This is a genomic window from Albidovulum inexpectatum, from assembly GCF_002927635.1.
GTDB lineage: Bacteria > Pseudomonadota > Alphaproteobacteria > Rhodobacterales > Rhodobacteraceae > Albidovulum > Albidovulum inexpectatum.
Window position 1 is genome coordinate 47,478 of the sequence record NZ_PRDS01000010.1, and the last position, 22,401, is coordinate 69,878.

The following is a 22,401-nucleotide window of genomic DNA, read 5'->3' on the forward strand; positions in this document are numbered from 1 at the left end:
CGGGCGTTTGTCCGGCCTTTTGCGTTTCGCGCTGATCGTTGCCGCTTCAGGCCGTCTTGCGACGGCGGCGCAGCGCGGCAAGTCCGCCCAGTCCGCCAAGCAGCAGAAGTCCCGCGGCCGGTACCGGAACCGGCGCGATGCCGATGCCTGCCAAGGCCCCGTCGGCATAGCCATAGGCGTCATTGCTGCTCATGACCGTGAAGAAGATCTCGGTCACCGAGATGGCGGCAAAGGTTGCCCCCACGAAGCCTGGCGCGCCCGTGCCCGCGACATCGGTTGCATACATCGATATCACGGGGAAGCCGCCGTTGATCGATGCCTGAGCCACCTCGAGCGACGAGCCGTCCTTGGCTTGGAAGAGGTCAAGGAAATAGAGCGCGTCCACCATGACGGGCGCCGAGAACGACACCTTGACCCATTCCCACTTGTTGTTGGCGTAATTCGTGATTTCGTCATCGTTCTTGCCGACGCCATACCCGTCTGTCTCGAAGGACAGGCCGGTGCCGGATGGCATGGAGTTGCCGTCAAATGCCTGGCTGTTGTTGAGAACGTCACTTGCCGTCATCGTCCAGCTGACCGAGCCACCATAGAGAGTGCCGGACGCCCCCGTCGATGCCTTGGTGAAATCGATCACATAGGCGCCGGATGCAGTTGCGGCGCAAATCGTGCCAAGTGCCATTGCGGCCGCGGTAAAGACCTTCGAAACCATAATTCCCACCCTTCAGACGCGGAACGCGCCAGTATCGATTAAACAATCGCTAATCTTTTTAGCATGAAGCCGCCCGATCTCCAACATGAATTGCCACAATTGCGCCAAAATTGGGCGCTTCCATCCGCGACGGATGGCTAACCGTTCAGCCTGCATGAACAATTGCGCGTCGTCGCTGAAAGACGGGCTTGTGGTCCGGGCGGGAGATGTTCGAAACAGTGATTGTTAGGTGATAAAATTGGAGCTTATTGCAAAACAATGGCGTGGGCGGCGGGGCTGATCGATGGCCGGGCGCGCGGGGTACTGGACAAACCCTGACCCGGACTCGCAAAGTCGGCGGGAACCATTCAGGCAGGCCGCGTCATGAACATCGCGATCATCATACCGCACTACAACGACGCGGCGCGGCTGAGGCGCTGCCTCGATGCCCTGGCGGCTCAGGACCTGTCGGGGTCCGAGATCGTGGTCGTGGACAATGGCTCGACCCAGCCGCTTGACGATATCGCCGCATCCTTTCCGCAGGTCCGTTTCGTCACCGAACACGGGCGGGGCGCCGCCATGGCTCGCAATCGCGGCGTGACCGAGACGCGGGCTGAACACATCCTGTTCCTTGATGCCGACTGCATTCCGTCACCCGGATGGCTGAATGCGGCCCGCAGCGCGATCGGCAAGGCCGATATCGTCGGCGGTGCAATCGATGTCTTTGACGAAACACCCCCGCCCCGCAGCGGCGCGCAAGCCTTCGAGACGGTCTTTGCCTTCAATTATCGCCGCTATGTGCAAAAGAAGCACTTTTCGGTGACCGCGAACCTGCTTACCCGGCGGCGGGTTTTCGATGAGATCGGTCCGTTCCGCCCCGGCCTGTCCGAGGACGAGGAATGGTGCCAGCGCGCCCGCGGCAGGGGTTTTTCGATTGCGTTGGCCGAGGACATGCGGGTCGCGCACCCCACGCGGTCGGATTGGCCGGCGCTGCGGCGCAAATGGAAGCGCCTGACGTCCGAGATGTTCGCGCTGAACATGACCAACCATCCGGAGGCCCGGGGAAGGTTGCTCTGGGCTGGACGGGCGCTTCTCATGCCGGTGAGCATATTGGTGCATCTGCCGCGTATCCTGTTCAGTCCGCGCCTGAACGGGTGGGGTGAACGCCTGCGCGGAGCCGTCACTCTGGCGCGGTTGCGCCTGTTGCGCATGGCATGGATGACGCGCCAGGCGTTGACCGGGCGCCCCTGAAAAAAAAGAACCCCGCCGAGAGGATCGGCGGGGCAGTTGGGAGCATTCCGAAAACTCAGAAACTTTCGTATGCGCCGGCATCCGGTGCCTTGCCCAACGGGCGGCTGGCCCCCGTGATGTCCTTGGGTGGCGCGTATTGGGGATCGCCCGCATCGACACCGGCGGCCTGCGGATTGGACAACCCGAAGTCCAGCCCCTTGAAGTCGACGAATTGCGATGCGTGATTGCGCACGATCACGTTGTTGGTTTCCACGATTCCTCTTTGAGCGTTCGTGCTGACCTTGTTGCCGTTCACCAGGTTGTTGGCGACGGTCACGTTTTGCGACGGCGTGCCGTTCTTGTGGGGTGACAAGCGAATCCAGGGCCAGTTGTCCGACGTGCCGTCGATGTTCACGACCGTGTTGTTCACGATCATGCTGTTGAGCGCGCCGTTCATCGTTATCCCGTGATAGGCGCGGCTGACGATGAGATTGTTCCGAATCGTGAAGCCGTCATACATGCCATCGAACATCGACAGCCCCTGCAGCTTGCAGCGCAGCGGATTCGATCTGCTGGCGACCCACTCGACGATCTTGTTGTTCTCGATCGTCATATTGCGCACGGTTCCGGTGCCGGGCTTGCCATTGGCCCCGATCGAGAAGGACTGGAAGCCGTCGGCATGGTTGCCATTGATCTGGAAGCAGTTCTGAACCTTGTTGCCCCGCACGATCGTGTCATCGCCATTGGCGCGCAACCCATCGCCCGAAAAGCCGTCCACGATGTTGTCTTCAACCAATGCGTTGTCGGCCAGGCTCTGAATGCCGTGATAAATGCCCGTGACCCGATTGCGCGCGATCGTCATCGTGTTGCCATCGATGTAAAGACCGTTGCGCTGGTTGGCCAGCCACTCGCTTTGCGTCCATTGCAGGTAGTTGCCGGAATCCGGAACCGCGCGGACGTCAAGATCGATGAAGGCCAGATTCGACGTGTCGGGGTAGCTGCGGATCAGCGCACCCGTGCCGGCATTGACCGAGGTGGCCCAGACCTTCAGCCCCTGGAACACGATGTTGGAAGAATCGCGCACCGTGATCGAATCGACATGGGCGACTGCGCCAGCCATCGGCGCGATCACGACCGGCGAAGCGAACTTGTAACCCTTGATCGTGATCGGTCCGTGATAGCCGTCGAGCAAGAAGATCCGATCCCCGCCTTTCACCTGCCCCGAGGCCAGCAGGTTGCCAACCGACGGCCAGGTCTTTCCGGTCACCGCGGTGGGTGCAGAGCCGCTGGGTGCCACGGGTGTCGGCGCTGGCGCCTGGCCTCCCGTTGTCGGCGCGGATGGAGAGGTCGTGCCGGGCTGGGTGGCGCTGCCTTCGGTGCCCTGGCTGGCGCTCGTGCCGGTGTCGTTGCCCCCCGAGGTCACCGGCGTTTCGGTTGCAATGCGTCGTTCCCGGCGCGTCATGGTTTTCCTGGGCGATACCCACTTGGCGCCTGAACTGTCGATGATGGTCACCGAGCCTTCGCCGCCGTTCGTGGAAGAATCGGCGGGTTGCGTCGCGCCTTCCGTATCCGTCCGGGTGTCGCTCTGGGTCCCCCGACGCAGCAGATACCAACGCTGCGCACGGCGCTTCTTTCTTTTGACGTCTTCGTCCGCGGGTGTTGCGTCAAGCGAGGCCTGCAGGGTCACGACACCCAGCGGGGTGCCCGCGACCGGACCTGGTTTGAGTGGTTGAACGAAAAAGTCGGTGGCAAGTGCAGTCGATCCCAGCAAGGCCGCCGCCGTTGCCAGCATCGCATGCGAGCAGAATCGTTTCATTGCATGTCCCTTCGTTGCGCGAATGGTCGCCGCGAAATGTCTCCCCACCCCGAACAATGAGTCCAAAAGTGGCCAGACTTTGGCGCGAATCGCGCCCGTTCATGACGCAAGGCCAGGGTGCTGACTTCGAAACGCTTGCAGGCGCCGATTCTGGGCATTTTCTTGCCGACTGCGGCTGTCGGGTCGGCATCTTTTGGACACCTGTTGCGCGCGCTGCGTTTCGCTGCGGTTAACGCGGCTTGTCTAGACAGGCCGTGCGGGGCCGATCTTGCACCACTCGCGGATCAGGAGCCTTGCGCGGCGAGGCGATTCCCGAACCGCGCATGTCCCCGCGCATGGATGGCTCAGACAGTATGAGATGACAGGCATGGATCCATTTTCCGATTTTCCGACAACCCTGACGTCGCCCGCGCGCGAAGCGATGAACGTGACCCCCGACGATGCAGAGGATCTTGGCTATCTGCCACGGGCGATCTACGTGGGCGTGGGTGGTGATCTTTCGGTGCGGATGCCCTCGGGGCAGACTGTCCTGTTCCAGGGCGTCGCCCCGGGCACCGTGTTGCCCCTGCGTGCGGCCGGGATCAACGCAACCGGTACGACGGCCGGAGGCATCGTCGCACTCTGGTAAGGCAAGGGCGCAGGTCAAGGTGCAGGCAAGGCGCACGATTGCTCGTGCGCCTTTTCTTTCGTCCTTTTCGGTTCAGCTGGCGTCGGCGTCCATTTTCCAGGGGTCCGAGTTCGCGGCCGTTGCCGGTCCGGTGATGACCTTGTAGGGCGTGGATGCGGGGGCCGAACCGTCGGCCGTAGCGGACAGCCAGGTCTTCAGATACTCGACCCGCCCCACGAATTGCAGTGCCCCGCTGTTGCGCGCAAGCCAGCTCAGCGCCCTGTTGCTCTGGAACTGGCCATCTCCTGTCGCCGAGAAGGGCAGGGTGGCGATCAACGCACCATCCACCATGACCCGACAGACCTGGGCCCCATGATCGGCCGATACGACGATGTCGTACCAGACCCCCGGAACGAGCGCTGCGGACACAACGGCCGACGAGATCAGGCGCAGGCCCGTTCCATCTTCCAGCGTGATCCGCAGATTGCCCGTATTCATCAGCTCGACATCGAAACCCGTGGCCGCCTGGGCAAAAAGGATGGCGCTTGTCGCCGGCAGGGCGTCCAGTCGGATGCGTGCGGCATGCGTGATCGCCACGGTTCCCGCAGGGACGGGCTGAGGGTCAAGGAAATAGGGGCCGCTTGCGCTGGTGGCAAAGCTGGGCGCAGTGACCGGAAGGGTATTGGCTGTCACGGCAGGGTCGGGAAGTGGCCGGACGGGAATGCCATCCAGCCCGGGCGCCCCGACATCCACGATCGGCAGATTCTTCCAGGTCTCGGCGATCATGTCATCAGGATAGGCGATCATGCCGGTCGCTCCGCCTTCGCCGAATGTCACCGTGTCGGCATGGGTGAAGCTGCCGGAATCGGGATAAACCCTGACGCGCCCCGCGACAATTTCGGCCCGCCGGGCGGGCCGGCCATTGATCTGGAATCCCATGACCTCCGTCCAGTGCGGGTGGGTGGTTCCAAGCGCGGGCTCGCCACGTTTCCTGCGCGTGGTTGTTACCGGGCCGGCCGAGCACCAGAACTCGACCCAGGCGCCGGAAGGTTCCCACAGGCAATTGTCGAACTCGGGTACCGGCCAGCCGACCAGCCCCGCCGATTGCAGGATGGCCAGCGCGGTCAGGCGGGCGAATGCCTGCGTCCCGTCCGGCGTGTCGCCCGCGGGATGGGCAAGATCGGTCCAGCCGCCCGCACCATCGTCACGACCGTTCACATAGGTCAGAGGCTCGAGCCCCAGCGGCAGGAACATGGTCGCGTCGGGTAGGCTCAGCATCGCCCTCCAGCTGGCGCGCGCGGCTTGCTTGTTCGCCAGGTTCACATGCAGGCCACCGCCGACATAATGCGTGGCATCCTGCATGTCGGTATCAATGTCGAAACGGTGCGGCCCATAGGCCACCCATCGGGTATGGGCATAGTCGTAAAGCTCGCCGAACCAGTGATCCGCGTGATACGTTCCAGCCCCGGTCTGGATCGTTGCGGGGAAGCTGACCGCCGTGCCGTCGATTGTCTTGCCCGAAAACAGGGGAAACAGCGCTTCGGCATAGCTTGCCCCAAGATTGCCGGGTGCGGCAAACCACGACATGGCCGCGATGCCGACATGGCTGCCGTCAGACGTGACGACGTCATGCAGGGCACGGTCATTCGCCCAGGCCCGCGATGGATCGCCGTCGTCCACCAGGCTGCGCGGATCCGTCCCCGGTACGGTGTGAAAGACCAGGGCGAATTTCTCGCCCGGCCGTGCGGCGACAAGGGTCTGCGCCAGCGCCGCCGCGGCCGCAGTCACCGGGTTTGCGTTGCTTACGAAGTCTCGCTTCGGGTTGCCTGCTGCCCCGGAAAAGATCTGTACGGCCTCGCCATCGGCAATCGTTGGCGGAGTCGTTCCGTCATGTACCGTCGAGAGGATCCGGTCCGGTTCGGACTGGCCCCAGATCGCAATCACATGTCCCACGCCAAAGCGCATCGTGCCCCGGACAACATTCGACGGATCGGAAGCCAGCCGAATTTCCGGCAAGAACCAGCTTGACGCGCGCGGCACGTTGATCACGCCCGCCCAGGTTCCATCCTGGCCGACCGTGGCAATGTCTGCCCATGCGGTCGAGCTGGCCCCACCGTCATCGACCGAAACTGCCCGCGCCTGAATGGTCGCACCGGGCTGACCATGACCGCGCAACGGAACATCGGCGGCATTGCGTCCCACGGCCACACCGCTGTCAAACAGCGTGCGATCGCGACTGAAGGGATTGAGGCCAAGGCTTCGCGCGACCCCGGCAATGGGGCGCACGGGATTGCTTGCCGAAAGACCGATTGACGAAGGTGAGATCATTGCGTGCTCCCGCTTGCGGGGACGGCCGCCAGATCTGCCGCCAGACCGGACGGCAGGGCGGCTCGTCCGGTTGCGGGCGGGGCATCGAATTCGACACGGCCGATCAAGGATCGACCTGCCCCGCCAGACGTCCTGATTAGCACCGCCATGCCCGGTGTTGCGGAATCCGCGAATGCCCCGAGCGGCGGCTTCAGAACCTGGTTGGGGACTCACATGCCTCTTGGAACACGTCCTCGATCAGCCCGATCAGTCCGGCCTCATAGAGGTCTGCCTCGATCGCGGGATCGGGGTGCAGACCGTCTGGCAGCGTGGCTTCATCCAGTGGATGATAGGACCAGCGCGCTTCGCCATCGAACAGACTTGCCCCCGTTTCACGCGCGATCTCGACCAGGTCGGAATAGTGACGCGACAAGAGCGGTCGTTTCAGCTCTTGCAGGCCTCGGACCGGGTTGGTCGTCATCAGAATGACCGCGATGTCGGGATAGGCCTCCCGAAGCTGCGTGATGGCAGAAATCCAGGCGTTCCAGGCCTGCCTGCGCGACAGGCCATCGAACAGGTCGGCATCGTTGATGGCGAATTCCATGACGGCGATATCCACGCCGCCGCCCGTACGAGCGACCGACTCGGCGATCAGGGCGCCCGCGCGCGACACGTTCGCACCGGGCTGAGCGACCACATGGACCGATTCGATGATCCAGCCGCAGTCCAGCCGCCGTCCCGCCAGCCGCTCGGGCCACAGGGCGCGATGCGACAGGCTTGTTCCGATCACAAGCAGGTCGATCCGGCCATCGGCAATCTGACGCTGTGCCGGTCGGATGACATCGCGTGGAGCCAGCGCATCGTGGCGGCTCAGCCCCAGAGTGATCGCCGCAATCGCAAGACCCGCAAGGCAGACGGCAATCACGCGACGCATGGGTCAGGTCAACCCCTGGTCCGCCAGGCGCGCTTCGGTCAGGTCGGCATCGGCAAAACGCCCATAAGGACCGACTTCGATCCCCGAGCGCATGATCCGCGCGGGGTTCCCCGCGACGACCGAGTTCGGCGGAACCGATCGTGTCACCACCGATCCCGCTCCCACCACGCAATTGTCGCCGATTTCCACACCCGGCAGGATCAGGCAGCGGCCGCCGATGAAGCAGTTCCTGCCGATCCGCGTGTGAAGATACAGCCCGCGCGTGCGGTCATGCGTCAGGATCCGGGCTTCGAACGCGACATAGGAATACGCCCCGACATGGACGCCGATGGGAAAGGTCCGGTCGAACTTCGCTGAGAGGGAAAACTGCGCCGTCGGGTGAATATCCATGCCCCAGACCCGGCGCAGCCAGAGCCTGCGCAGATCGACCAGAAGGTTGCGCAACCATGACAGTCTGTTCAGGCCGCGCCGTCGTGCCTTGGCCAGTTTCGGCGCAGGCCCGATGGGCCTGTCCTCGCCGTTTCCCATGTGTATCGTTCGATGGATGGTCATGGCGCAACCGCCCCTGTCTAACCCTGAACGGACGGTCACCGAAAATGGTAAACCATGCGTTTACGAACATTCAACTCAGTTTGCACTGGCCGTCCCGGCTTGCGTCATGCCAAATTCGACCCCTGTAGCAAGATTTCAGGGCAATGGCGGATGGCCGGATGATCGAAGAAGTGGAACTGCCTGGCGCCGGTGCACCCGAACTGACGATCATCATCGTAAGCTACAATACCCGTGAACTGACGCTGACCGCCCTGCGCACGCTGTTCCAGACCACCCGCAAGACGCGGGCAAGGGTTGTCGTGTTCGACAATGCCTCGACCGATGGTTCGGCCGATGCGATCGCCGACGCCTTCCCACAGGTCGAACTGATCCGCAGTCCCGAAAATGTCGGTTTCGCAAGAGCCAACAATATCGTTGCCGCGCGCGCGACGACCGAGTGGCTGTTGCTTCTCAATCCCGACACCGAGGTTCATGAAGGCGCGGTGGACAATCTGATGGATTTCGCGCGCGCCCATCCCGAGGCGGGAATCTATGGCGGCCGCACCGTCTTTCCCGATGGTTCCCTGAACAAGGCATCGTGCTGGGCACGCATCACGCCGTGGAGCCTTTTCTGTTCGGTGGCCGGTCTTTCGGCGGTGGCGCCGGAATCGACCCTGTTCAACCCGGAAACGATGGGCGGCTGGCAACGCGACAGCGTGCGTGCGGTCGATATCGTCGTGGGCTGCTTCTTCCTGATCCGGCGCGAATTGTGGGACAGGCTTGGCGGGTTCGATCTGCGCTATTTCATGTATGGCGAAGAAGCCGATCTCTGCCTTCGCGCAAGAAAGCTTGGCTGCCAACCGATGATCACGCCAGACGCGGAAATCATGCATCTGGTCGGCGCGGCGTCAAAGACGCTTGGCAACAAGCTGGTGCTGCTGGCCAAGGCGCGCGTGACGCTCATTCGCGATCACTGGCCCAGGGCGTGGCTGCCCTATGGGCTGGCGATGATGTGGCTATGGGTCGGGACGCGGGCGGCGGCCTACACGGTTCTTGGAATGCTGGGCGTGGAGCGGGCCAGGAAGAAGGGGGCCGCCTGGACCGAAGCCTGGCGCGAGCGACGGGACTGGTTGAGAGGGTACTAGATTGCGCTAGGATCAACCCCGGGGCTTCTTGCCGCGCAGACAGGAGAAGACGCCATCTACGGCCGCGCTGAAAATGCTTCGCTGAAGATCGGCCCGACCTCGGTCGCACCGGCCGTGGCAGAGGATGATCGTGGCGCGATCATCGTCCTGCTGTATGTGCTCGCGGTCATCCTTCCGATCGGTTTCGACATCGGAACGATCGCGATGACGGTCTTGCGCCTTCTGTTGTTGATCATGATCGTGCCGTTGGGAATCCGTCTGTTTTCGGGCGGGCTTGGCAAGATCTATCCCACGGACTGGCTGCTTGTCCTGCATTGCCTGTGGAGCTTTGTGTCGATCGGTGTCAACAACCCCAACCGCGTGGTCGAGAATGCCGGCGCCTATTCGCTCGAGCTTCTGGGCGGCTATCTCATCGGGCGCGCCTATATCAGGTCGCCTGCCGCATTCTATCGGTTGATCCGATATGTCCTGATCTTTGCTGTCCTGTCCTTGCCCTTTGCAATTGTCGAATCACAGACGGGCAGAGCGGTAATCATCGGGATTCTGGAATCCATTCCCGGCATCAAGACGGTTGCCCAGGTCGATATCGCCCCCCGGCTTGGCTTGCACAGGTCCCAGGTCGTCTTTGCCCATCCGATCCATTACGGGCTGTTTTGCACTTCGGTCCTTGCGCTCAGCTGGATCGGGATGCGCGGCGTCACGAGTGGCGCGGCGCGTTATCTCGGGGTGTTTGCCGTGCTGGCGGCGGTTTTCCTGTCGCTGTCCAGTGGCGCATTGCTCGCGGCGCTGTTGCAGATCGGGCTGATTGCCTGGAACGCGATATTTCGCAATGTCGAACGGAAATGGTCCATCCTGGTCGGCCTGTTCGCGCTTGCCTACATCGTGATCGATCTGCTTTCGAACCGCACGCCCCTGCGTGTCTTCATGAGCTATGCGACATTTTCGGCCCACAATGCCTTTTACCGGGCGATCATCTTCGAATGGGGCATGATCAATGTCTGGAACAACCCGATCTTCGGATTGGGTCTGCGAAGCTGGATACGTCCGTCCTTCATGAAATCCGGCAGCATCGACAATTTCTGGCTGGTCGCGGCGGTCAAGTTCGGCTTCCCGGGATTTCTGACGCTGGCCGGCGCCTATGCCGACGCCATGTGGCGGATCGGGCGCCGCCGTCTTGCGCCCGGTTCCGCGCTGTCGGACCTGCGGCTGGCCTGGATGATCACCTTTGTCGGGCTCACGTTCACTCTTGCGACGGTTCATATCTGGACCTCGATATTCTCATATGTCTTCTTCCTGCTTGGTGCCGGGATGTGGATGATCAATGCCCCCGAGGCCGGACTAGCCCCCGTTCAGCCCCCGGACGCTCCAGAACGAACCGGGGGCCCGATGTGGTCGCGTCCGGCGCCGGAATTGAAGCTGACACGCGACAGGTCCGAAACGCCCGCGCGCCCCAGGCAGGACACAAGGCGGTATACGCGTTTCGACGGATCCGACGGCTAGCAGCGGGTTTCGGCGTATCCTGGCATGGCTGCCCTGAAGCGGGTGGACTTCATGACCATGAATCCTCATCCTGCAACCGGTTGGGTGTAACGGTTCGAGCGGTTGTTGGGGGTGGCGTGAACAGGATTGCGAACCTGTCGATTGCGGGGGGGCGCATTCACCGTTTGGGCCGCCTGCATACGTTCTTTGACTCGCCCGGCAAGGGCGCAGGCGTATCCAGAACGGCCCGAGAGCTCTTGTCCGCGATGTCGGCCATGGGACAGCCGGTCGATCTGTTCACGTCCTACCTTGCCGGGGCTCTTGATGCGGACTTTCCCGTTCACCAGGTAATCCCGCCCGCACTGCGCATGCTTCCTTATGCCCGGCTGCAAGGGCTGTTCATGCAACGCCTGAGCCGGAAATTCCTTGATGCCTGTCAGCCCTCGGACATCGCGTATCTGTGGCTCATGCCGCCCCTGTCGATCTACGAGGAGCTCGGCCGTCGCGGGGTGCCGATCGTCGCCGAACTGGTCAATACGCGGATGGCGCACGCGCGCACTATTCTTGATGAGGCATATGACGGGCTGGGGCTGCCCCCCACGCACGGGATTACCGATCAGCGAATCGCCGATCAGAACCGTCGTCTCGGCTTGGCCGACGCGATCTTCGCTGCCAGCCCCATGATCGAATCCTCGCTCCAGGGCGCGGGATTTGCCGCAGATATCCTGCCTGCCAGTTTCGGAACGCATGTTCCCGCGACTTTGCCTTCGCGGCCGCGCAAGGATGTCCCCGTGACTGTCCTGTTTCTGGGGCGTCTGAGCGTGCGCAAGGGCGCGCATGTGCTGCTTCGGGCCTGGCAAGAGGCCTCTTCGGGCGCGCGGCTGCGGATCGTGGGCGAAATCGAACCCGCCATCCGGGACCGATTTGCGGACGTCCTGAGCCGCGACGATGTCAGTTGCGCGGGTTTCGTGGCCGACGTCCGCGCCGAGATTCTCCGCGCCGACATCGCGGTCCTGCCATCGCTCGAGGAGGGCGACCCGATCGCCACATATGAAGCCGCCGCGCACGGGCTCGCGGTCGTGACCTCAGTGCCCGGGGCGGGACGGATCGGGGCCGAAACGGACGCGATTCGCATCGTCCGAACGGGCGATGCGCAGGACTTGCGCGCCGCCCTGCATGATCTGATCGCCGACGAGGAATTGCGCCGCGCATGGGGCAACCGTGCGCGCGCCGCCAGCTTGGCCTATGACTGGCCCGTAGTGGCGCGACGCAGACTTGATGCTCTTGCGCGTTTCATGGCCGGCAAAGTGTCCTGAAATCCGGGAATCCGTCAGTCTTCCCCCAGATGGTTCAGCCCCCTTGCGCGGGCAAGCATCACCTGCCGGTGCCGTTCACGGAATCTCGCGCGATCGCTTGCGTCGTATTCGTCGCGACAGGCCGGGCATTGTACGCCCTCTTCATAGTCCGGATGGGCCATGTCTTCGGGCGATACGGGTCTGCGGCATGCGTGACACAGTGCGTGGCGGCCCAGCCGCAGGCCATGCCCGACTGCAACGCGATCGTCGAAGACGAAGCATTCGCCCCGCCACAGGCTTGCCTCCTCGGGCACGGATTCCAGGTATTTCAGGATGCCGCCCTTCAGGTGAAAGACCTCGCTGGCGCCCTCTTGCAGCAGGTAGCTGGTCGCCTTTTCACAACGGATGCCACCGGTGCAGAACATCGCCACGCGGTGATTGGAGAACCGCGCGGCGTTTTCACGCCACCAGGCCGGAAAGTCGCGAAAGCGGCGCGTGCCGGGGTTCACCGCGCCCTCGAACGTGCCGATGGCGACTTCGTAGTCGTTGCGCGTGTCGATCACCACGACATCGGGCGCGGAGATCAGCGCGTTCCAGTCCTCGGGTGCGACATGGGTGCCCACGGCGCGGCGCGGATCGACGTCCGGCATGCCCAAGGTCACTATCTCGCGCTTGATGCGCACCTTCATGCGGCCAAAGGGCATCGTGTCGGCGTGGCTTTCCTTCCATTCCAGTTCCGCGCAACCGGGCAGGGAGCGGATATGCGCCAGAACCGCGTCGATGCCGACACGGCTTCCCGCGATCGTGCCGTTGATGCCCTCATTCGCCAGAAGGATCGTCCCCCGAACGCCCATCTGCCGCGCCAGCTTCAACAATGGCTGGCGAAGGGCTTCAGGGTCTGTGAATTGGGTGAAGTGGTACAGTGCCGCGACGGTAAACATGCCGCACGGCATAGTGCACAGGCCACGCATTGCGCAAGGCGATGTTGACGGATGGCCCCATGCCGCTTACCCATCCCTGAACAGCCGGAGGATACATGCGCGACCCCAACGAAGCCCTGATCGTGATCGATATCCAGAATGACTTCTGCCCGGGCGGCGCGCTGGCCGTGGCCGGGGGCGACCAGATCATTCCGCGCGTCAATGATCTGCTGTCGGAATTCCCGATCCGCGTTCTTACGCAGGACTGGCACCCCGCCGACCATCGCTCCTTCGCCGCAAGTCATCCGGGCGCCGAACCCTTTTCGGTCATTCAGATGCCCTATGGTCCGCAAGTCCTGTGGCCGGCCCATTGTGTCCAGGGCACAGTCGGGGCCGCGTTTCATCCCGATCTGCGCAGCGACAGGGCCGATCTCGTCCTGCGCAAGGGCTTTCGGCCCGAAATCGACAGCTATTCGGCCTTTTTCGAAAACGATCACAGCACGCCGACCGGGCTTGAAGGCTATCTGCGCTCGCGCGGCGCCACGCGGCTGACCCTTGTCGGTCTTGCGACGGATTTCTGCGTCGCCTGGTCGGCGATCGATGCGGCGCGTCTGGGGTTCGAGGTCACGGTGCTGATGGGCGCCTGCCGGGCGATCGACCTTGACGGTTCGCTGGACCGCGCCTGTGACGACATGCGCGCCGCCGGCGTGCGGCTGGAGGAATGAATGGTCGATATCGCGACGCGGGTCTACAATCACAACTGGAAGATCGATCCGATCATCCGGTCGCTGATCGACACCGATTTCTACAAGCTGCTGATGTGCCAGTCGGTTCTGCGGAACCGGCCTGATACGCATGTCGTCTTTTCCCTGATCAACCGCACCAAATCGGTTCCGCTTGCCGAGCTGATCGACGAAGGCGAACTGCGCGAGCAGCTGGATCATGCGCGTACGGTTTCCCTGTCGCGCGGCGAGTCGACATGGCTGCGCGGCAACACGTTCTATGGCAAGCGGCAGATGTTTTCGCCGGAATTCATGGAATGGTTCGAAAAATTCCGCCTGCCGCCCTATCACCTCGAGCGCCGCGGCGATCAATACGAGCTGACCTTCGAGGGTCCCTGGCCCGAGGTCATGCTGTGGGAAATCCCGGCATTGGCCATCCTGATGGAGCTGCGCTCGCGCGCGGTGCTCAAGCACATGGGCAAGTTCGAGCTTCAGATCCTCTACGCGCGCGCCATGACGCGGGTCTGGGAAAAGATCCAGGCACTGCGCGATCTTCCGGGCCTGAAGATCGCCGATTTCGGCACCCGCCGCCGCCACGGATTTCTGTGGCAGGACTGGTGCGTACAGGCCATGATCGAAGGTCTGGGCGACGCCTTCATCGGCACATCGAACTGCCGCATCGCGATGCGGCGCGACATCGAGGCGATCGGCACCAACGCGCACGAATTGCCCATGATCTATGCCGCCCTGGCCGACACGGACGAGGAGCTGGCCCAGGCGCCCTACAAGGTTCTGGCCGACTGGCATGAAGAGCATGAAGGCAATCTGCGCATCATCCTGCCCGACACGTTCGGAACCGAAAACTTCCTGCGCAACGCGCCCGACTGGCTGGCGGGCTGGACCGGTATCCGCATCGATTCGGGCGATCCGGTTGCGGGCGCCGAAATGGCCATCCAATGGTGGCAGGAACGGGGCGAGGATCCGCGTCAGAAGCTGGTGATCTTTTCGGACGGCCTGGACGTGGACCGGATCCGCGAACTTCATGCGCGCTTTCACGGGCGGGTCAAGGTGTCGTTCGGCTGGGGTACCCTGCTGACGAACGATTTCCGGGGGCTGGTGCCAAATGACGCGCTCGCGCCGTTCAGCCTGGTGTGCAAGGCCGTTTCGGCCAATGGCCGTCCGACCGTGAAACTGTCGGACAACCCCAACAAGGCAATGGGCCCGGCCGAAGAGATCGCGCGCTACAAGCGGGTCTTCGGCGTGGGCGAGCAGACGCCCCGTCAGGTCATCGTCTGATCGCGATCAGCCCGGGTTGTCGGCCAATCCGTTGTGCAGGCTGCTCCACAGCGGTGCCGGGGCCGCGATCAGCCCCGGCGCGCGCGGATCGCGCGCGTTGAAACGCAGCGGCGCGCCAAAGCGGTCGGTGACGCGCGCGCCGGCGCGCTCGGCAATCAGGCTGCCCGCGGCGATGTCCCATTCCCATGTGGGGCGCAAGGTCAGCATGGCATCAAAGCGCCCCTCTGCCACCAGGCACAGACGCCATGCCAGCGACGGGCGGAACTTGCGCGTACAGGCGGGCGGTGTGCCTCCGCGCCAATGTCCTGGGTCGAAATTTGCCCGTGTCGCAAGCACCGTCGCCCGCGACATCTCGTGCTGGGCCGAGACGTGGATGGGCTGGCCGTTCAGCAGGGCAGGGCCATCCTGCGTCGCCGCATAGGTCGCATTCAGCATCGGCAGGTGCACGACACCGGCCGTGATCCGGCCGTTTTCGGCCACGGCCAGGGAATGCGCCCATCCCTTTTCGCCCGCGATGAAGGCGCGCGTGCCGTCGATCGGATCGACGATGAAGACCCTTTCGGCCTGAAGACGGCTTTGGTCGTCCGGCGTTTCCTCGGACAGCCAGCCATATCCGGGCCGCGCGGCCATCAGGCGGGATTTCAACATCCCGTCCACCTCGATGTCCGCCTCGGTCACGGGGCCCGCACCCTCGGGCTTGTGCCAGATGCCCGGATCGCGTTGGAAATAGCCCCGCGCGATGCGGCCGGCTTCGGTCGCGGCCTCGACCAGCAGTTCCAGATCACGCGCCGGCAACGGTCAGACCTTCGACCAGAAGCGAGGGCACGACATGGCTGACATGGGGCCTTGCATCGTTCGCCGGGGTGATCCGCATCAGCATCTCGCGCAGATTGCCCGCCAGGGTGCATTCGTTCACCGGATAGGCGATGCGCCCGTTTTCCACCCAGAACCCCGAGGCCCCGCGCGAATAATCCCCCGTGGTGGGATTGATGGCCGATCCCATCATCGACGTGACCAGAAGGCCCGTGCCCATCTCCTCCATCAGCAATTCGGGCGTCTTGTCCCCCTGGGTCAGGGCAATGTTCGACACGCTGGGCGCCGGGGGCGAGGACGTCCCGCGCGTCGCCGAGGCTGTGGACTTCATGCCAAGCTTGCGCGCCGTGGCCAGATCCAGCGTCCAGCCCATCAGAATGCCGTCGCGCACGATGTCGCGCGGTTCGGTCGGCAGCCCCTCGGCATCGAACGGGCGCGAACCCGAGATACGGGGCCGATGGGGGTTTTCAAAGATCGACAGGCCGCGCGGCAGAACCTGCTGGCCCAGCGCGTCGCGCAGCCACGACGCCCCGCGCGCCACGGCCGAGCCGTTCACCGCGGCCAGAAGATGCCCGATCAACCCGGCGGCCACGCGTTCGTCAAACAGGACCGGGAATGCCCCGGTCGGCGGCTTGCGCGCCCCCAGCCGGGCGGCCGCCCGCTGGCCGGCCAGCGCTCCGATCTCTTCGGGATCGGGAAGGTCGGACTGATAGACGCGGCTTTCCGCCGCCCAGTCGCGCTCCATCCCCAGGCCCTCGCCGGCGATGGCCACGGCCGAGATCGCGCGCCCCGTTCGGCCATAGCCGCCGGAAAACCCGTTCGTCGCGGCCAGGTGCAGGTGCCGGGCCGTGTAGCTGGCCGAGGCAGACTGGCACTGCGTGACACCCTTGACCGCCAGGGCGGCGGCCTCGGCGCGGCGCGCATCGTCCTCCAGCGCCGCCGGGTCGGGTTCGGGCGCGTGGTCGAACAGGTCCAGCCGGGCAAGATCCCACACGGTCGCGATCTGGTCGGGATCGGCCAATCCGGCAAACGGGTCTTCGGGGGCCTCGCGCGCCATCGCAACCGCCCGTTCGGCCATTTCCCCGATCGTGCGGTCCGAGATGTCCGAGGCCGAGACGCAGGCCTGCCGGTGTCCGATCAGGACGCGCAGGCCGATCTCGATCCCTTCGGCGCGCTCTGCCTGTTCCAGCTTGCCCGCCCGGACATCGACCGATACCGACCGCCCCTCGACGGCCAGGGCATCGGCCGCATCGGCGCCCGCACGGGTCGCTGCAGCCAGCAGGCGCTCTGTCAGTTGGGCAAGCCGGTCGGTCATCGTATCGTCCCGTATGATGAAGTCGCTTTCGAGGTAATCCGCCCCGGGCCGTCGCGCAAGGCCGTGACGGTCAGGAAACGCAAAGGGGCCGCCCGATCGGGCGACCCCGCGCGGACCGGAACGTGCCGGTTACTGGATCCGCTGGCCGTTCGCGTAGATGCCGCCATCTTCGCGGAACTCGATCTGCGAGCGCAGCATGTCGTCGCCGGCCGGCTGGGCGAACAGGCCCAGCATCATGCGAAAGCCCATCGCCTGATCCTGCGGGATCAGGCCCATCGCCACCAGCTTGTCCATCAGCGCATTCGCCCCAGACAGGCTGAGATTGATCGCGCCCACCGGGCGGGGCGTCGGGCCGGAATTGTCGAATGTCAGCTGCCCGTCGCCGCGAAGGTCGGCGCCGACCGCGGTCAGCCGCAATTCGCGCAGCTCCACCGAGTCGAGCTCGGCCGGTGTGCCTTCGGTGATCTGCGTGGCATTCTGCGGGTCCAGAAGATCCGTCAGCACGCGGGCCTTGCCGGCGATGTCCAGAACAAGCGTCGCGGGATCACGCGGCAGCTGTCCGGCGGGATCGAACATCGACCACAGCGCGTCCGACACCGTCAGATCGGACAGCCGCAGCAATGCGGCAAAGGGCTGGGCTGAGTCCGAGCGCGACAGCGGCAGATCAAGATCGAAGGCCAGCGCGCTCAGCGCCATTTCGATGGGCATCGGAAGCGAGGCGACCTGCGAGTTGATCCTGACATCCTTGCTCAGCACGCCATAGGTCACGTTCTGCCTTGACATGGCAAAGCGCAGCGCCCCTTCGCCGACGGTCGATTCCGAATGCATCGAGTCGACCTTGTCGGCAAAGTCCATGACATAGCCGCCCCCCTGATAACCGAACTCGCCCGAAATCGACATGCCGGCCTGCAGCGCCGCACCCATGTCGTTCATGCCGACACCCGCGGGCAGGGTCATGTCGGTCTGGCTGGTCAGGCCCACCATCGAACCCGAGGCAGAAAACTTTCCTTCGCCCTTGGGATCGGTGGCCGTGGCCTCGAAATCCGCCTTGGCCGCCTTCATTTCCGACACGATGCGGCGCGCGCCGCTGTCGGTGACCCGCCAGAATCCTTCATTGTCGCTCAGTATCACGTTGAAGGACATCGGCGCGCTTTCGCCCTCGACCTTCATGTCGGTGATCGCAAAGCCAAGGCTTGGTGCGGAAAAGTCATAGGTCAGGTCCTGCGGCGTTCCCGAAGCGATCAGCGACAGGCCCGATTGGGTCATGCGCATCGCCACATCAGGGTCTGACTTGCCGACAACCTTGGCCGAGACGCGCAGCGGGATTTCCTGCGGCAGGACGATCTCGACCCGCCCGTCGCCCAGCTCGCGCAGCCGGATCTGGTCGATCGTCACCGTGGCGCTGGCCGCGGTGTCTTCGCTGGTCAATGTCACGCCGCTGAGGACCAGAGTGTCGTCCTGACGATTTCGCGACTCGATCTCCAGTTTTTGCCCAAGATCGGTGTAATAGGCGGCGATGCCGTCCCAGACCTCGTCGGCCGTCACGTCGGCGCGGGCAGCTGTCGCAAGCGCGAAAGTCAGAAGTGCGGCGGTGCCGATCAGTCGTTTCATGCGGAATCCTGTCTGAAATTCATGTTCCCGGACACAATCCGTTGCCTTGCCAGCGGGGTCAAGGGCAGGGCAAAGAGGATGCGCACAATTCACGGAGAGCGATATGATCCGGCTGGACCGACAGGACAGGTTGTGGCGTGTGACGATCGCGCGGCCCGACAAGGCGAATTCCCTGAGCCGTGCGATGCTGACGGAACTGGCGCGGATCGCCGAGCAGGCGCAGGACGCCGGGCTGTGCGCTTTTGTCCTGACCGGAGAGGGGCGCGTATTCTCGGCGGGCGCCGATCTGGAAGAGGCGCGGGCGGGACTTGCGACCGATCCGGTCTGGGAACGGCTTTCCGCGGCGATCGCCGCTCTGCCCTGCCTGAGCATCGCCGCGCTGAACGGAACCCTTGCGGGCGGCGCCTTCGGCATGGCGCTGGCCTGCGACCTGCGCATTGCGGTCCGCTCGGCGCGGATGTTCTATCCTGTCATGCGGCTGGGCTTCCTGCCCCAGCCCAGCGATCCGGTGCGGCTTTGCGCGCTCGTGGGGCCTGCGCGGGCGCGGATGATCCTGATGGCCGGCGCGCGGATCGGCGCCGAAGAGGCGCTTTCATGGGGGCTTGTCGATCGGGTCGCGGAAGACGGCGCGCTGGACGCCGCGATCGACGAGCTGATGGCCGACGCGCTGAGTGCCACACCCGCCCATGTCGCGGCGATCAAGCGCATGATACCGGCTGGCGGCGCCTAGTCAGCGGCGATTGCGCCGTCGTCCCGGCACGCGCGAGCGGAATTCGGGCGGTCGGCGCGCGACCCAGTCGATGAATTTCGCCAGGCGCGGATGGGCGCGCAAAGCCTCGATCGTGCAATAGTTTCGCGCCAGCTCGGTTTCGGTCAGCGTGGCGTGGATCTCGGCATGGCAGATCGCATGCAGCAGGACCGTCTGACCGCCCTTGCCGCCGCGCAGCTTCGGCACAAGATGGTGCCTGCTTTGGGGCACTCCGGGCGGTATGGGGCGCCCGCAGAGCGGGCAAAGCGGGTCGGGCTCTTGTGTCATGGCGTCTTTCTTGCCACAGGATGAAGGCTGCAACCAGCCGGGGACAGGCCCATGTTCGACAACCAGCCCGAGATCGTGGCGCGCGCGCTTGTATATCTGAGCCAGGGGTGGGAGATCGCCTATGGCTGGCTTTCAAGTCCCGCCGCCTGGAGCCAGTTCGCAATCCTTGTCGGGTCATGGCTTCTGGCTGCGATCGTGGCGCGCAAGCTGGGGCGCCGGATCGACGCCATGCTGCGCCCCGCGCCCCAGGCGGCGGGTCCCATTGCCGTTCTGCGCCGCTTTGCGCTGGGCTTCCTGCCGCTTCTGCTGCCGCTGCTGGCCTATGGTTTCACGGCAATCGGGGAAAGCGTCACGCGTTCGCTGTTCGGGTCTGGCGCGGTCATCGCCTTTGGCAAGCGGGTCTTCCTGTTCATTGCCGCGCGCGTGCTGGTCGGCCGGGTCATCCAGGACCCGTTCCTGCGGCTTCTGGGCCGGTATGTGCTGATCCCCGTGGCGGGCCTATACGTCCTGGGCCTGACGGACGAGGTGGCCGCCTGGCTTGAAACGCTGACGGTCGAGCTTGGCAACATCACCATCTCGATGATGGCGCTGATCCGCGGGGCGATCGCGGGCAGCCTGCTGTTCTGGCTGGGCTCGTGGTCGAACCGCCGCAGTGCCGACTATATCAAGGCCCAGGAAGGGCTGCGCCCGGCCACGCGCGAGCTGGCCGCCAAGGCCGCCGAGGTCGCGATCTTCGGCCTGGCCTTCCTTCTGCTGCTGAACATCATGGGCATCGACCTGACGACCGTTGCGGTCCTGGGCGGCGCGCTGGGTGTCGGGATCGGCCTTGGTCTGCAACAGATCGCGGCGAACTTCATCTCGGGCATCATCCTGCTGGTCGAAGGCCAGACGACGGTGGGCGATTACGTCGAACTGGACGGGGGCGAGGCCGGCACCATCGTGAAGATGACGGCCCGCGCCTGCATCCTGGAAACCTTTGACGGCAAATGGATCGTCGTGCCGAACGAACATTTCATCACCACCCGCGTGGTGAACTATTCCGATCAGGGCAGCGCGAACCGTTACGAGGTCAATTTCTCGGTCAGCTACGACACCGACATCAACACCGTGCCCCAGATCGTCACCCGTGCGGTCGCAGCGCTGCCCTTCGTGCTGAGCGAACCCGAAGGGCCAGATGTCGAGCTGAAGGGGTTTGGCGAAAGCGGCATCGATTTCGCGGTGGAATACTGGGTGCCGGGCATTGATGACGGTCGCAACAAATATGCCAGCCGGGTGCTTTTCGCGGTGTGGAATGCGCTCAAGGATGCGGGCATCGAGATTCCCTATCCGCACCGCGTGGTCGAGTTGAAGGGCACGATGCCGACATGAACGGCTCTGCTGACGCGCTGGTGATCGGTGCCGGTCCCGCCGGCCTGATGGCCGCCGAGGCGCTGGCCGCGGCCGGCCGCCGCGTTCTGGTGGTCGAGGCGCGCCCCAGTCCCGCGCGCAAGTTCCTGATGGCGGGCAAGTCCGGCCTGAATCTGACCAAGGACGAATCGTTCGACCGGTTCGTGCGGCAGTTCGATGCCGACTGGCTGACCCCGATCCTTGCGGATTTCGGGCCGCCACAGGTCATGGACTGGGCGCGCGGCCTGGGGCAGGAGATCTTTACCGGCTCGACCGGCCGGGTCTTTCCCGTCGCGATGAAGGCCAGTCCGCTCTTGCGCGCCTGGCTTGCGCGGCTGAACGGCGCGGATGTGCGGATCGCGACGCGGTGGCGCTGGGCCGGGTTTCAGGGCGAAGCGTTCCGCTTCGAGACCCCAGGGGGCGAAAGGGTCCTGTCCCCTGCGGTCGCGGTTCTTGCCCTTGGCGGGGCCAGCTGGTCGCGTCTTGGCTCGGACGGCGCCTGGGCGCCATGGCTGGCCGAACGCGGGGTCGAGATTGCCCCCTTCAAGCCGGCGAACATGGGATTTTCCATCGAATGGTCCGGGCACATGGCGCGTCATTTCGGCCAGCCGGTCAAGGGCGCAGCGCTGATCGCGGGGGATCGGGTCGAACGCGGAGAATTCGTCATCTCTTCGCGCGGGGTCGAAGGGGGCGGGATCTATGCCGTTTCCCGCGCCGTGCGCGAGGGGGCGGACCTGCAGCTGGACCTGCTGCCCGACCGCAGCCTGGCCGAGATCCGGGGGCGGCTTGCCCGCGGGCCGGGGCGCGACACCCTGGGCAACTGGCTGCGCAAGGCGCTGCGGCTTGACCCGGTGCGGATCGCGCTGCTGCAGGAATGGGGACGGACCGTGCCCCGTGATCCAAATCGTCTCGCCGCTTTGATCAAGGCGTTGCCCGTCCGTCATGCCGGGCCGCGCCCGATCGACGAGGCGATCTCTGTGGCGGGCGGCATCCGACGCTCGGCGCTGACCGCGAATCTGGAGCTGCGCGCGATGCCCGGCGTCTTTGCCGCGGGCGAGATGCTGGACTGGGAGGCCCCGACCGGGGGTTATCTCCTGACCGCATGTCTGGCGACGGGGCGCTGGGCCGGCCGGGCGGCAGCCCGGCATGGCAGGCAGGGCGTCTGAATGGTGAAAATCCGCCGGAATCTGCGCAAGGCGGCCGGCACGAGCGCGTTCGGGAACCAAAGCCCCTAGAGTGGCGTTGAACCCACACAGCCATACCGGAGGAG

Annotated in this window: 20 protein-coding genes; 10 read left to right on the forward strand and 10 right to left on the reverse strand. The window is 64.5% G+C overall.

All coding sequences use genetic code 11. The features are described from left to right. Window positions 1-46: 46 nt before the first annotated feature. Complete coding sequence (locus tag LV82_RS15180) at window positions 47-709, reverse strand: VPLPA-CTERM sorting domain-containing protein (RefSeq protein ID WP_245873167.1); 663 nt, start codon at window positions 707-709, stop codon at window positions 47-49. A gap of 363 nt (window positions 710-1,072) precedes the next feature. Here LV82_RS15180 and LV82_RS13280 point away from each other — a divergent pair, with 363 nt between their 5' ends. Continuing rightward, on the forward strand, window positions 1,073-1,939 hold the full coding sequence (locus tag LV82_RS13280) for a glycosyltransferase family 2 protein (RefSeq protein ID WP_104072466.1): 867 nt from the start codon (window positions 1,073-1,075) through the stop codon (window positions 1,937-1,939). Window positions 1,940-1,994: 55 nt separating this feature from the next. Here the strand turns inward: LV82_RS13280 and LV82_RS13285 are convergent, their stop codons facing one another. Beyond that, window positions 1,995-3,734 carry a right-handed parallel beta-helix repeat-containing protein gene (locus LV82_RS13285; RefSeq protein WP_104072468.1) on the reverse strand — a complete coding sequence of 580 codons (1,740 nt, stop codon included), beginning with the start codon at window positions 3,732-3,734 and terminating at the stop codon, window positions 1,995-1,997. 367 nt (window positions 3,735-4,101) lie between these two features. On the opposite strand from LV82_RS13285, the gene LV82_RS13290 reads away from it, so the two are divergent. Continuing rightward, entirely contained in the window at window positions 4,102-4,362 is a 261-nt protein-coding gene (locus LV82_RS13290; protein ID WP_104072470.1) for a spike base protein, RCAP_Rcc01079 family, read from the forward strand. A 72-nt stretch (window positions 4,363-4,434) separates the two neighbouring features. Here LV82_RS13290 and LV82_RS13295 read toward each other — a convergent pair whose 3' ends face one another. From LV82_RS13295 to LV82_RS15240, 3 genes are all read right to left on the reverse strand, one after another. Continuing rightward, the gene (locus tag LV82_RS13295; protein ID WP_104072472.1) at window positions 4,435-6,669 is read right to left on the reverse strand and encodes a LamG-like jellyroll fold domain-containing protein; all 2,235 of its coding nucleotides are present in this window, start codon (window positions 6,667-6,669) and stop codon (window positions 4,435-4,437) included. Window positions 6,670-6,859: 190 nt separating this feature from the next. Next, a complete protein-coding gene (locus tag LV82_RS13300; protein ID WP_104072474.1) occupies window positions 6,860-7,582 on the reverse strand; it encodes an SGNH/GDSL hydrolase family protein in 723 nt (240 codons plus the stop codon). A gap of 3 nt (window positions 7,583-7,585) precedes the next feature. After that, entirely contained in the window at window positions 7,586-8,134 is a 549-nt protein-coding gene (locus LV82_RS15240; protein ID WP_211289220.1) for an acyltransferase, read from the reverse strand. Window positions 8,135-8,292: 158 nt separating this feature from the next. On the opposite strand from LV82_RS15240, the gene LV82_RS13310 reads away from it, so the two are divergent. The 3 genes from LV82_RS13310 to LV82_RS14980 all read left to right on the forward strand — a co-directional run bounded on the left by LV82_RS13310 (window position 8,293) and on the right by LV82_RS14980 (window position 12,053). Continuing rightward, window positions 8,293-9,258: a glycosyltransferase family 2 protein gene (locus LV82_RS13310; protein ID WP_104072541.1), complete on the forward strand. Its 966-nt coding sequence runs from the start codon at window positions 8,293-8,295 to the stop codon at window positions 9,256-9,258. Between the two features lie 114 nt (window positions 9,259-9,372). Next, entirely contained in the window at window positions 9,373-10,758 is a 1,386-nt protein-coding gene (locus LV82_RS14975; protein ID WP_170063440.1) for an O-antigen ligase family protein, read from the forward strand. 116 nt (window positions 10,759-10,874) lie between these two features. Beyond that, window positions 10,875-12,053, forward strand: a complete 1,179-nt coding sequence (locus LV82_RS14980) for a glycosyltransferase family 4 protein (RefSeq protein ID WP_170063441.1) — start codon at window positions 10,875-10,877, stop codon at window positions 12,051-12,053. 14 nt (window positions 12,054-12,067) lie between these two features. Here the strand turns inward: LV82_RS14980 and trhO are convergent, their stop codons facing one another. Continuing rightward, window positions 12,068-12,973 carry an oxygen-dependent tRNA uridine(34) hydroxylase TrhO gene (trhO, locus tag LV82_RS13320; protein ID WP_104072478.1) on the reverse strand — a complete coding sequence of 302 codons (906 nt, stop codon included), beginning with the start codon at window positions 12,971-12,973 and terminating at the stop codon, window positions 12,068-12,070. 95 nt (window positions 12,974-13,068) lie between these two features. On the opposite strand from trhO, the gene pncA reads away from it, so the two are divergent. Continuing rightward, window positions 13,069-13,677, forward strand: a complete 609-nt coding sequence (gene pncA, locus LV82_RS13325; protein WP_104072481.1) for a bifunctional nicotinamidase/pyrazinamidase — start codon at window positions 13,069-13,071, stop codon at window positions 13,675-13,677. Continuing rightward, the gene (gene pncB, locus LV82_RS13330) at window positions 13,678-14,970 is read left to right on the forward strand and encodes a nicotinate phosphoribosyltransferase (RefSeq protein WP_104072483.1); all 1,293 of its coding nucleotides are present in this window, start codon (window positions 13,678-13,680) and stop codon (window positions 14,968-14,970) included. It begins immediately after the preceding gene. 6 nt (window positions 14,971-14,976) lie between these two features. On the opposite strand, the gene LV82_RS13335 is transcribed toward pncB, so the two are convergent. From LV82_RS13335 to LV82_RS13345, 3 genes are all read right to left on the reverse strand, one after another. Further along, a complete protein-coding gene (locus tag LV82_RS13335) occupies window positions 14,977-15,765 on the reverse strand; it encodes a 3'(2'),5'-bisphosphate nucleotidase CysQ (protein ID WP_104072485.1) in 789 nt (262 codons plus the stop codon). Further along, the gene (locus LV82_RS13340; RefSeq protein WP_104072487.1) at window positions 15,752-17,098 is read right to left on the reverse strand and encodes a TldD/PmbA family protein; all 1,347 of its coding nucleotides are present in this window, start codon (window positions 17,096-17,098) and stop codon (window positions 15,752-15,754) included. Before LV82_RS13340 ends, LV82_RS13335 begins: the two co-directional genes overlap by 14 nt. 129 nt (window positions 17,099-17,227) lie before the next feature. Continuing rightward, window positions 17,228-18,709 carry a DUF2125 domain-containing protein gene (locus LV82_RS13345; RefSeq protein WP_104072489.1) on the reverse strand — a complete coding sequence of 494 codons (1,482 nt, stop codon included), beginning with the start codon at window positions 18,707-18,709 and terminating at the stop codon, window positions 17,228-17,230. Window positions 18,710-18,812: 103 nt separating this feature from the next. Between LV82_RS13345 and LV82_RS13350 the strand changes: the two genes are divergently transcribed. Beyond that, window positions 18,813-19,439: an enoyl-CoA hydratase/isomerase family protein gene (locus LV82_RS13350; RefSeq protein ID WP_104072491.1), complete on the forward strand. Its 627-nt coding sequence runs from the start codon at window positions 18,813-18,815 to the stop codon at window positions 19,437-19,439. Here the strand turns inward: LV82_RS13350 and LV82_RS13355 are convergent, their stop codons facing one another. Further along, a complete protein-coding gene (locus tag LV82_RS13355) occupies window positions 19,440-19,745 on the reverse strand; it encodes an HNH endonuclease family protein (protein WP_104072493.1) in 306 nt (101 codons plus the stop codon). A 51-nt stretch (window positions 19,746-19,796) separates the two neighbouring features. On the opposite strand from LV82_RS13355, the gene LV82_RS13360 reads away from it, so the two are divergent. Further along, window positions 19,797-21,113: a mechanosensitive ion channel family protein gene (locus tag LV82_RS13360; protein ID WP_104072494.1), complete on the forward strand. Its 1,317-nt coding sequence runs from the start codon at window positions 19,797-19,799 to the stop codon at window positions 21,111-21,113. Further along, the gene (locus LV82_RS13365) at window positions 21,110-22,297 is read left to right on the forward strand and encodes a TIGR03862 family flavoprotein (RefSeq protein ID WP_104072496.1); all 1,188 of its coding nucleotides are present in this window, start codon (window positions 21,110-21,112) and stop codon (window positions 22,295-22,297) included. The genes LV82_RS13360 and LV82_RS13365 overlap by 4 nt, the downstream gene beginning before the upstream one ends. The last annotated feature ends 104 nt before the right edge of the window (window positions 22,298-22,401 follow it).

What these genes read in the sequence shown, in the direction of transcription:
- LV82_RS13365 (WP_104072496.1), top strand. Translation starts at nt 21,110, where the DNA reads ATGAACGGCTCTGCTGACGCGCTGGTGATCGGTGCCGGTCCCGCCGGC.
- LV82_RS13280 (WP_104072466.1), top strand. Translation starts at nt 1,073, where the DNA reads ATGAACATCGCGATCATCATACCGCACTACAACGACGCGGCGCGGCTG.
- LV82_RS13340 (WP_104072487.1), bottom strand. Translation starts at nt 17,098, where the DNA reads ATGACCGACCGGCTTGCCCAACTGACAGAGCGCCTGCTGGCTGCAGCG.
- LV82_RS13350 (WP_104072491.1), top strand. Translation starts at nt 18,813, where the DNA reads ATGATCCGGCTGGACCGACAGGACAGGTTGTGGCGTGTGACGATCGCG.
- pncA (WP_104072481.1), top strand. Translation starts at nt 13,069, where the DNA reads ATGCGCGACCCCAACGAAGCCCTGATCGTGATCGATATCCAGAATGAC.
- trhO (WP_104072478.1), bottom strand. Translation starts at nt 12,973, where the DNA reads ATGTTTACCGTCGCGGCACTGTACCACTTCACCCAATTCACAGACCCT.
- LV82_RS13360 (WP_104072494.1), top strand. Translation starts at nt 19,797, where the DNA reads ATGTTCGACAACCAGCCCGAGATCGTGGCGCGCGCGCTTGTATATCTG.
- LV82_RS13285 (WP_104072468.1), bottom strand. Translation starts at nt 3,734, where the DNA reads ATGAAACGATTCTGCTCGCATGCGATGCTGGCAACGGCGGCGGCCTTG.
- LV82_RS13295 (WP_104072472.1), bottom strand. Translation starts at nt 6,669, where the DNA reads ATGATCTCACCTTCGTCAATCGGTCTTTCGGCAAGCAATCCCGTGCGC.
- LV82_RS13345 (WP_104072489.1), bottom strand. Translation starts at nt 18,709, where the DNA reads ATGAAACGACTGATCGGCACCGCCGCACTTCTGACTTTCGCGCTTGCG.
- LV82_RS15240 (WP_211289220.1), bottom strand. Translation starts at nt 8,134, where the DNA reads ATGACCATCCATCGAACGATACACATGGGAAACGGCGAGGACAGGCCC.
- LV82_RS15180 (WP_245873167.1), bottom strand. Translation starts at nt 709, where the DNA reads ATGGTTTCGAAGGTCTTTACCGCGGCCGCAATGGCACTTGGCACGATT.
- LV82_RS13300 (WP_104072474.1), bottom strand. Translation starts at nt 7,582, where the DNA reads ATGCGTCGCGTGATTGCCGTCTGCCTTGCGGGTCTTGCGATTGCGGCG.
- LV82_RS13310 (WP_104072541.1), top strand. Translation starts at nt 8,293, where the DNA reads ATGATCGAAGAAGTGGAACTGCCTGGCGCCGGTGCACCCGAACTGACG.
- pncB (WP_104072483.1), top strand. Translation starts at nt 13,678, where the DNA reads ATGGTCGATATCGCGACGCGGGTCTACAATCACAACTGGAAGATCGAT.
- LV82_RS13290 (WP_104072470.1), top strand. Translation starts at nt 4,102, where the DNA reads ATGGATCCATTTTCCGATTTTCCGACAACCCTGACGTCGCCCGCGCGC.
- LV82_RS13355 (WP_104072493.1), bottom strand. Translation starts at nt 19,745, where the DNA reads ATGACACAAGAGCCCGACCCGCTTTGCCCGCTCTGCGGGCGCCCCATA.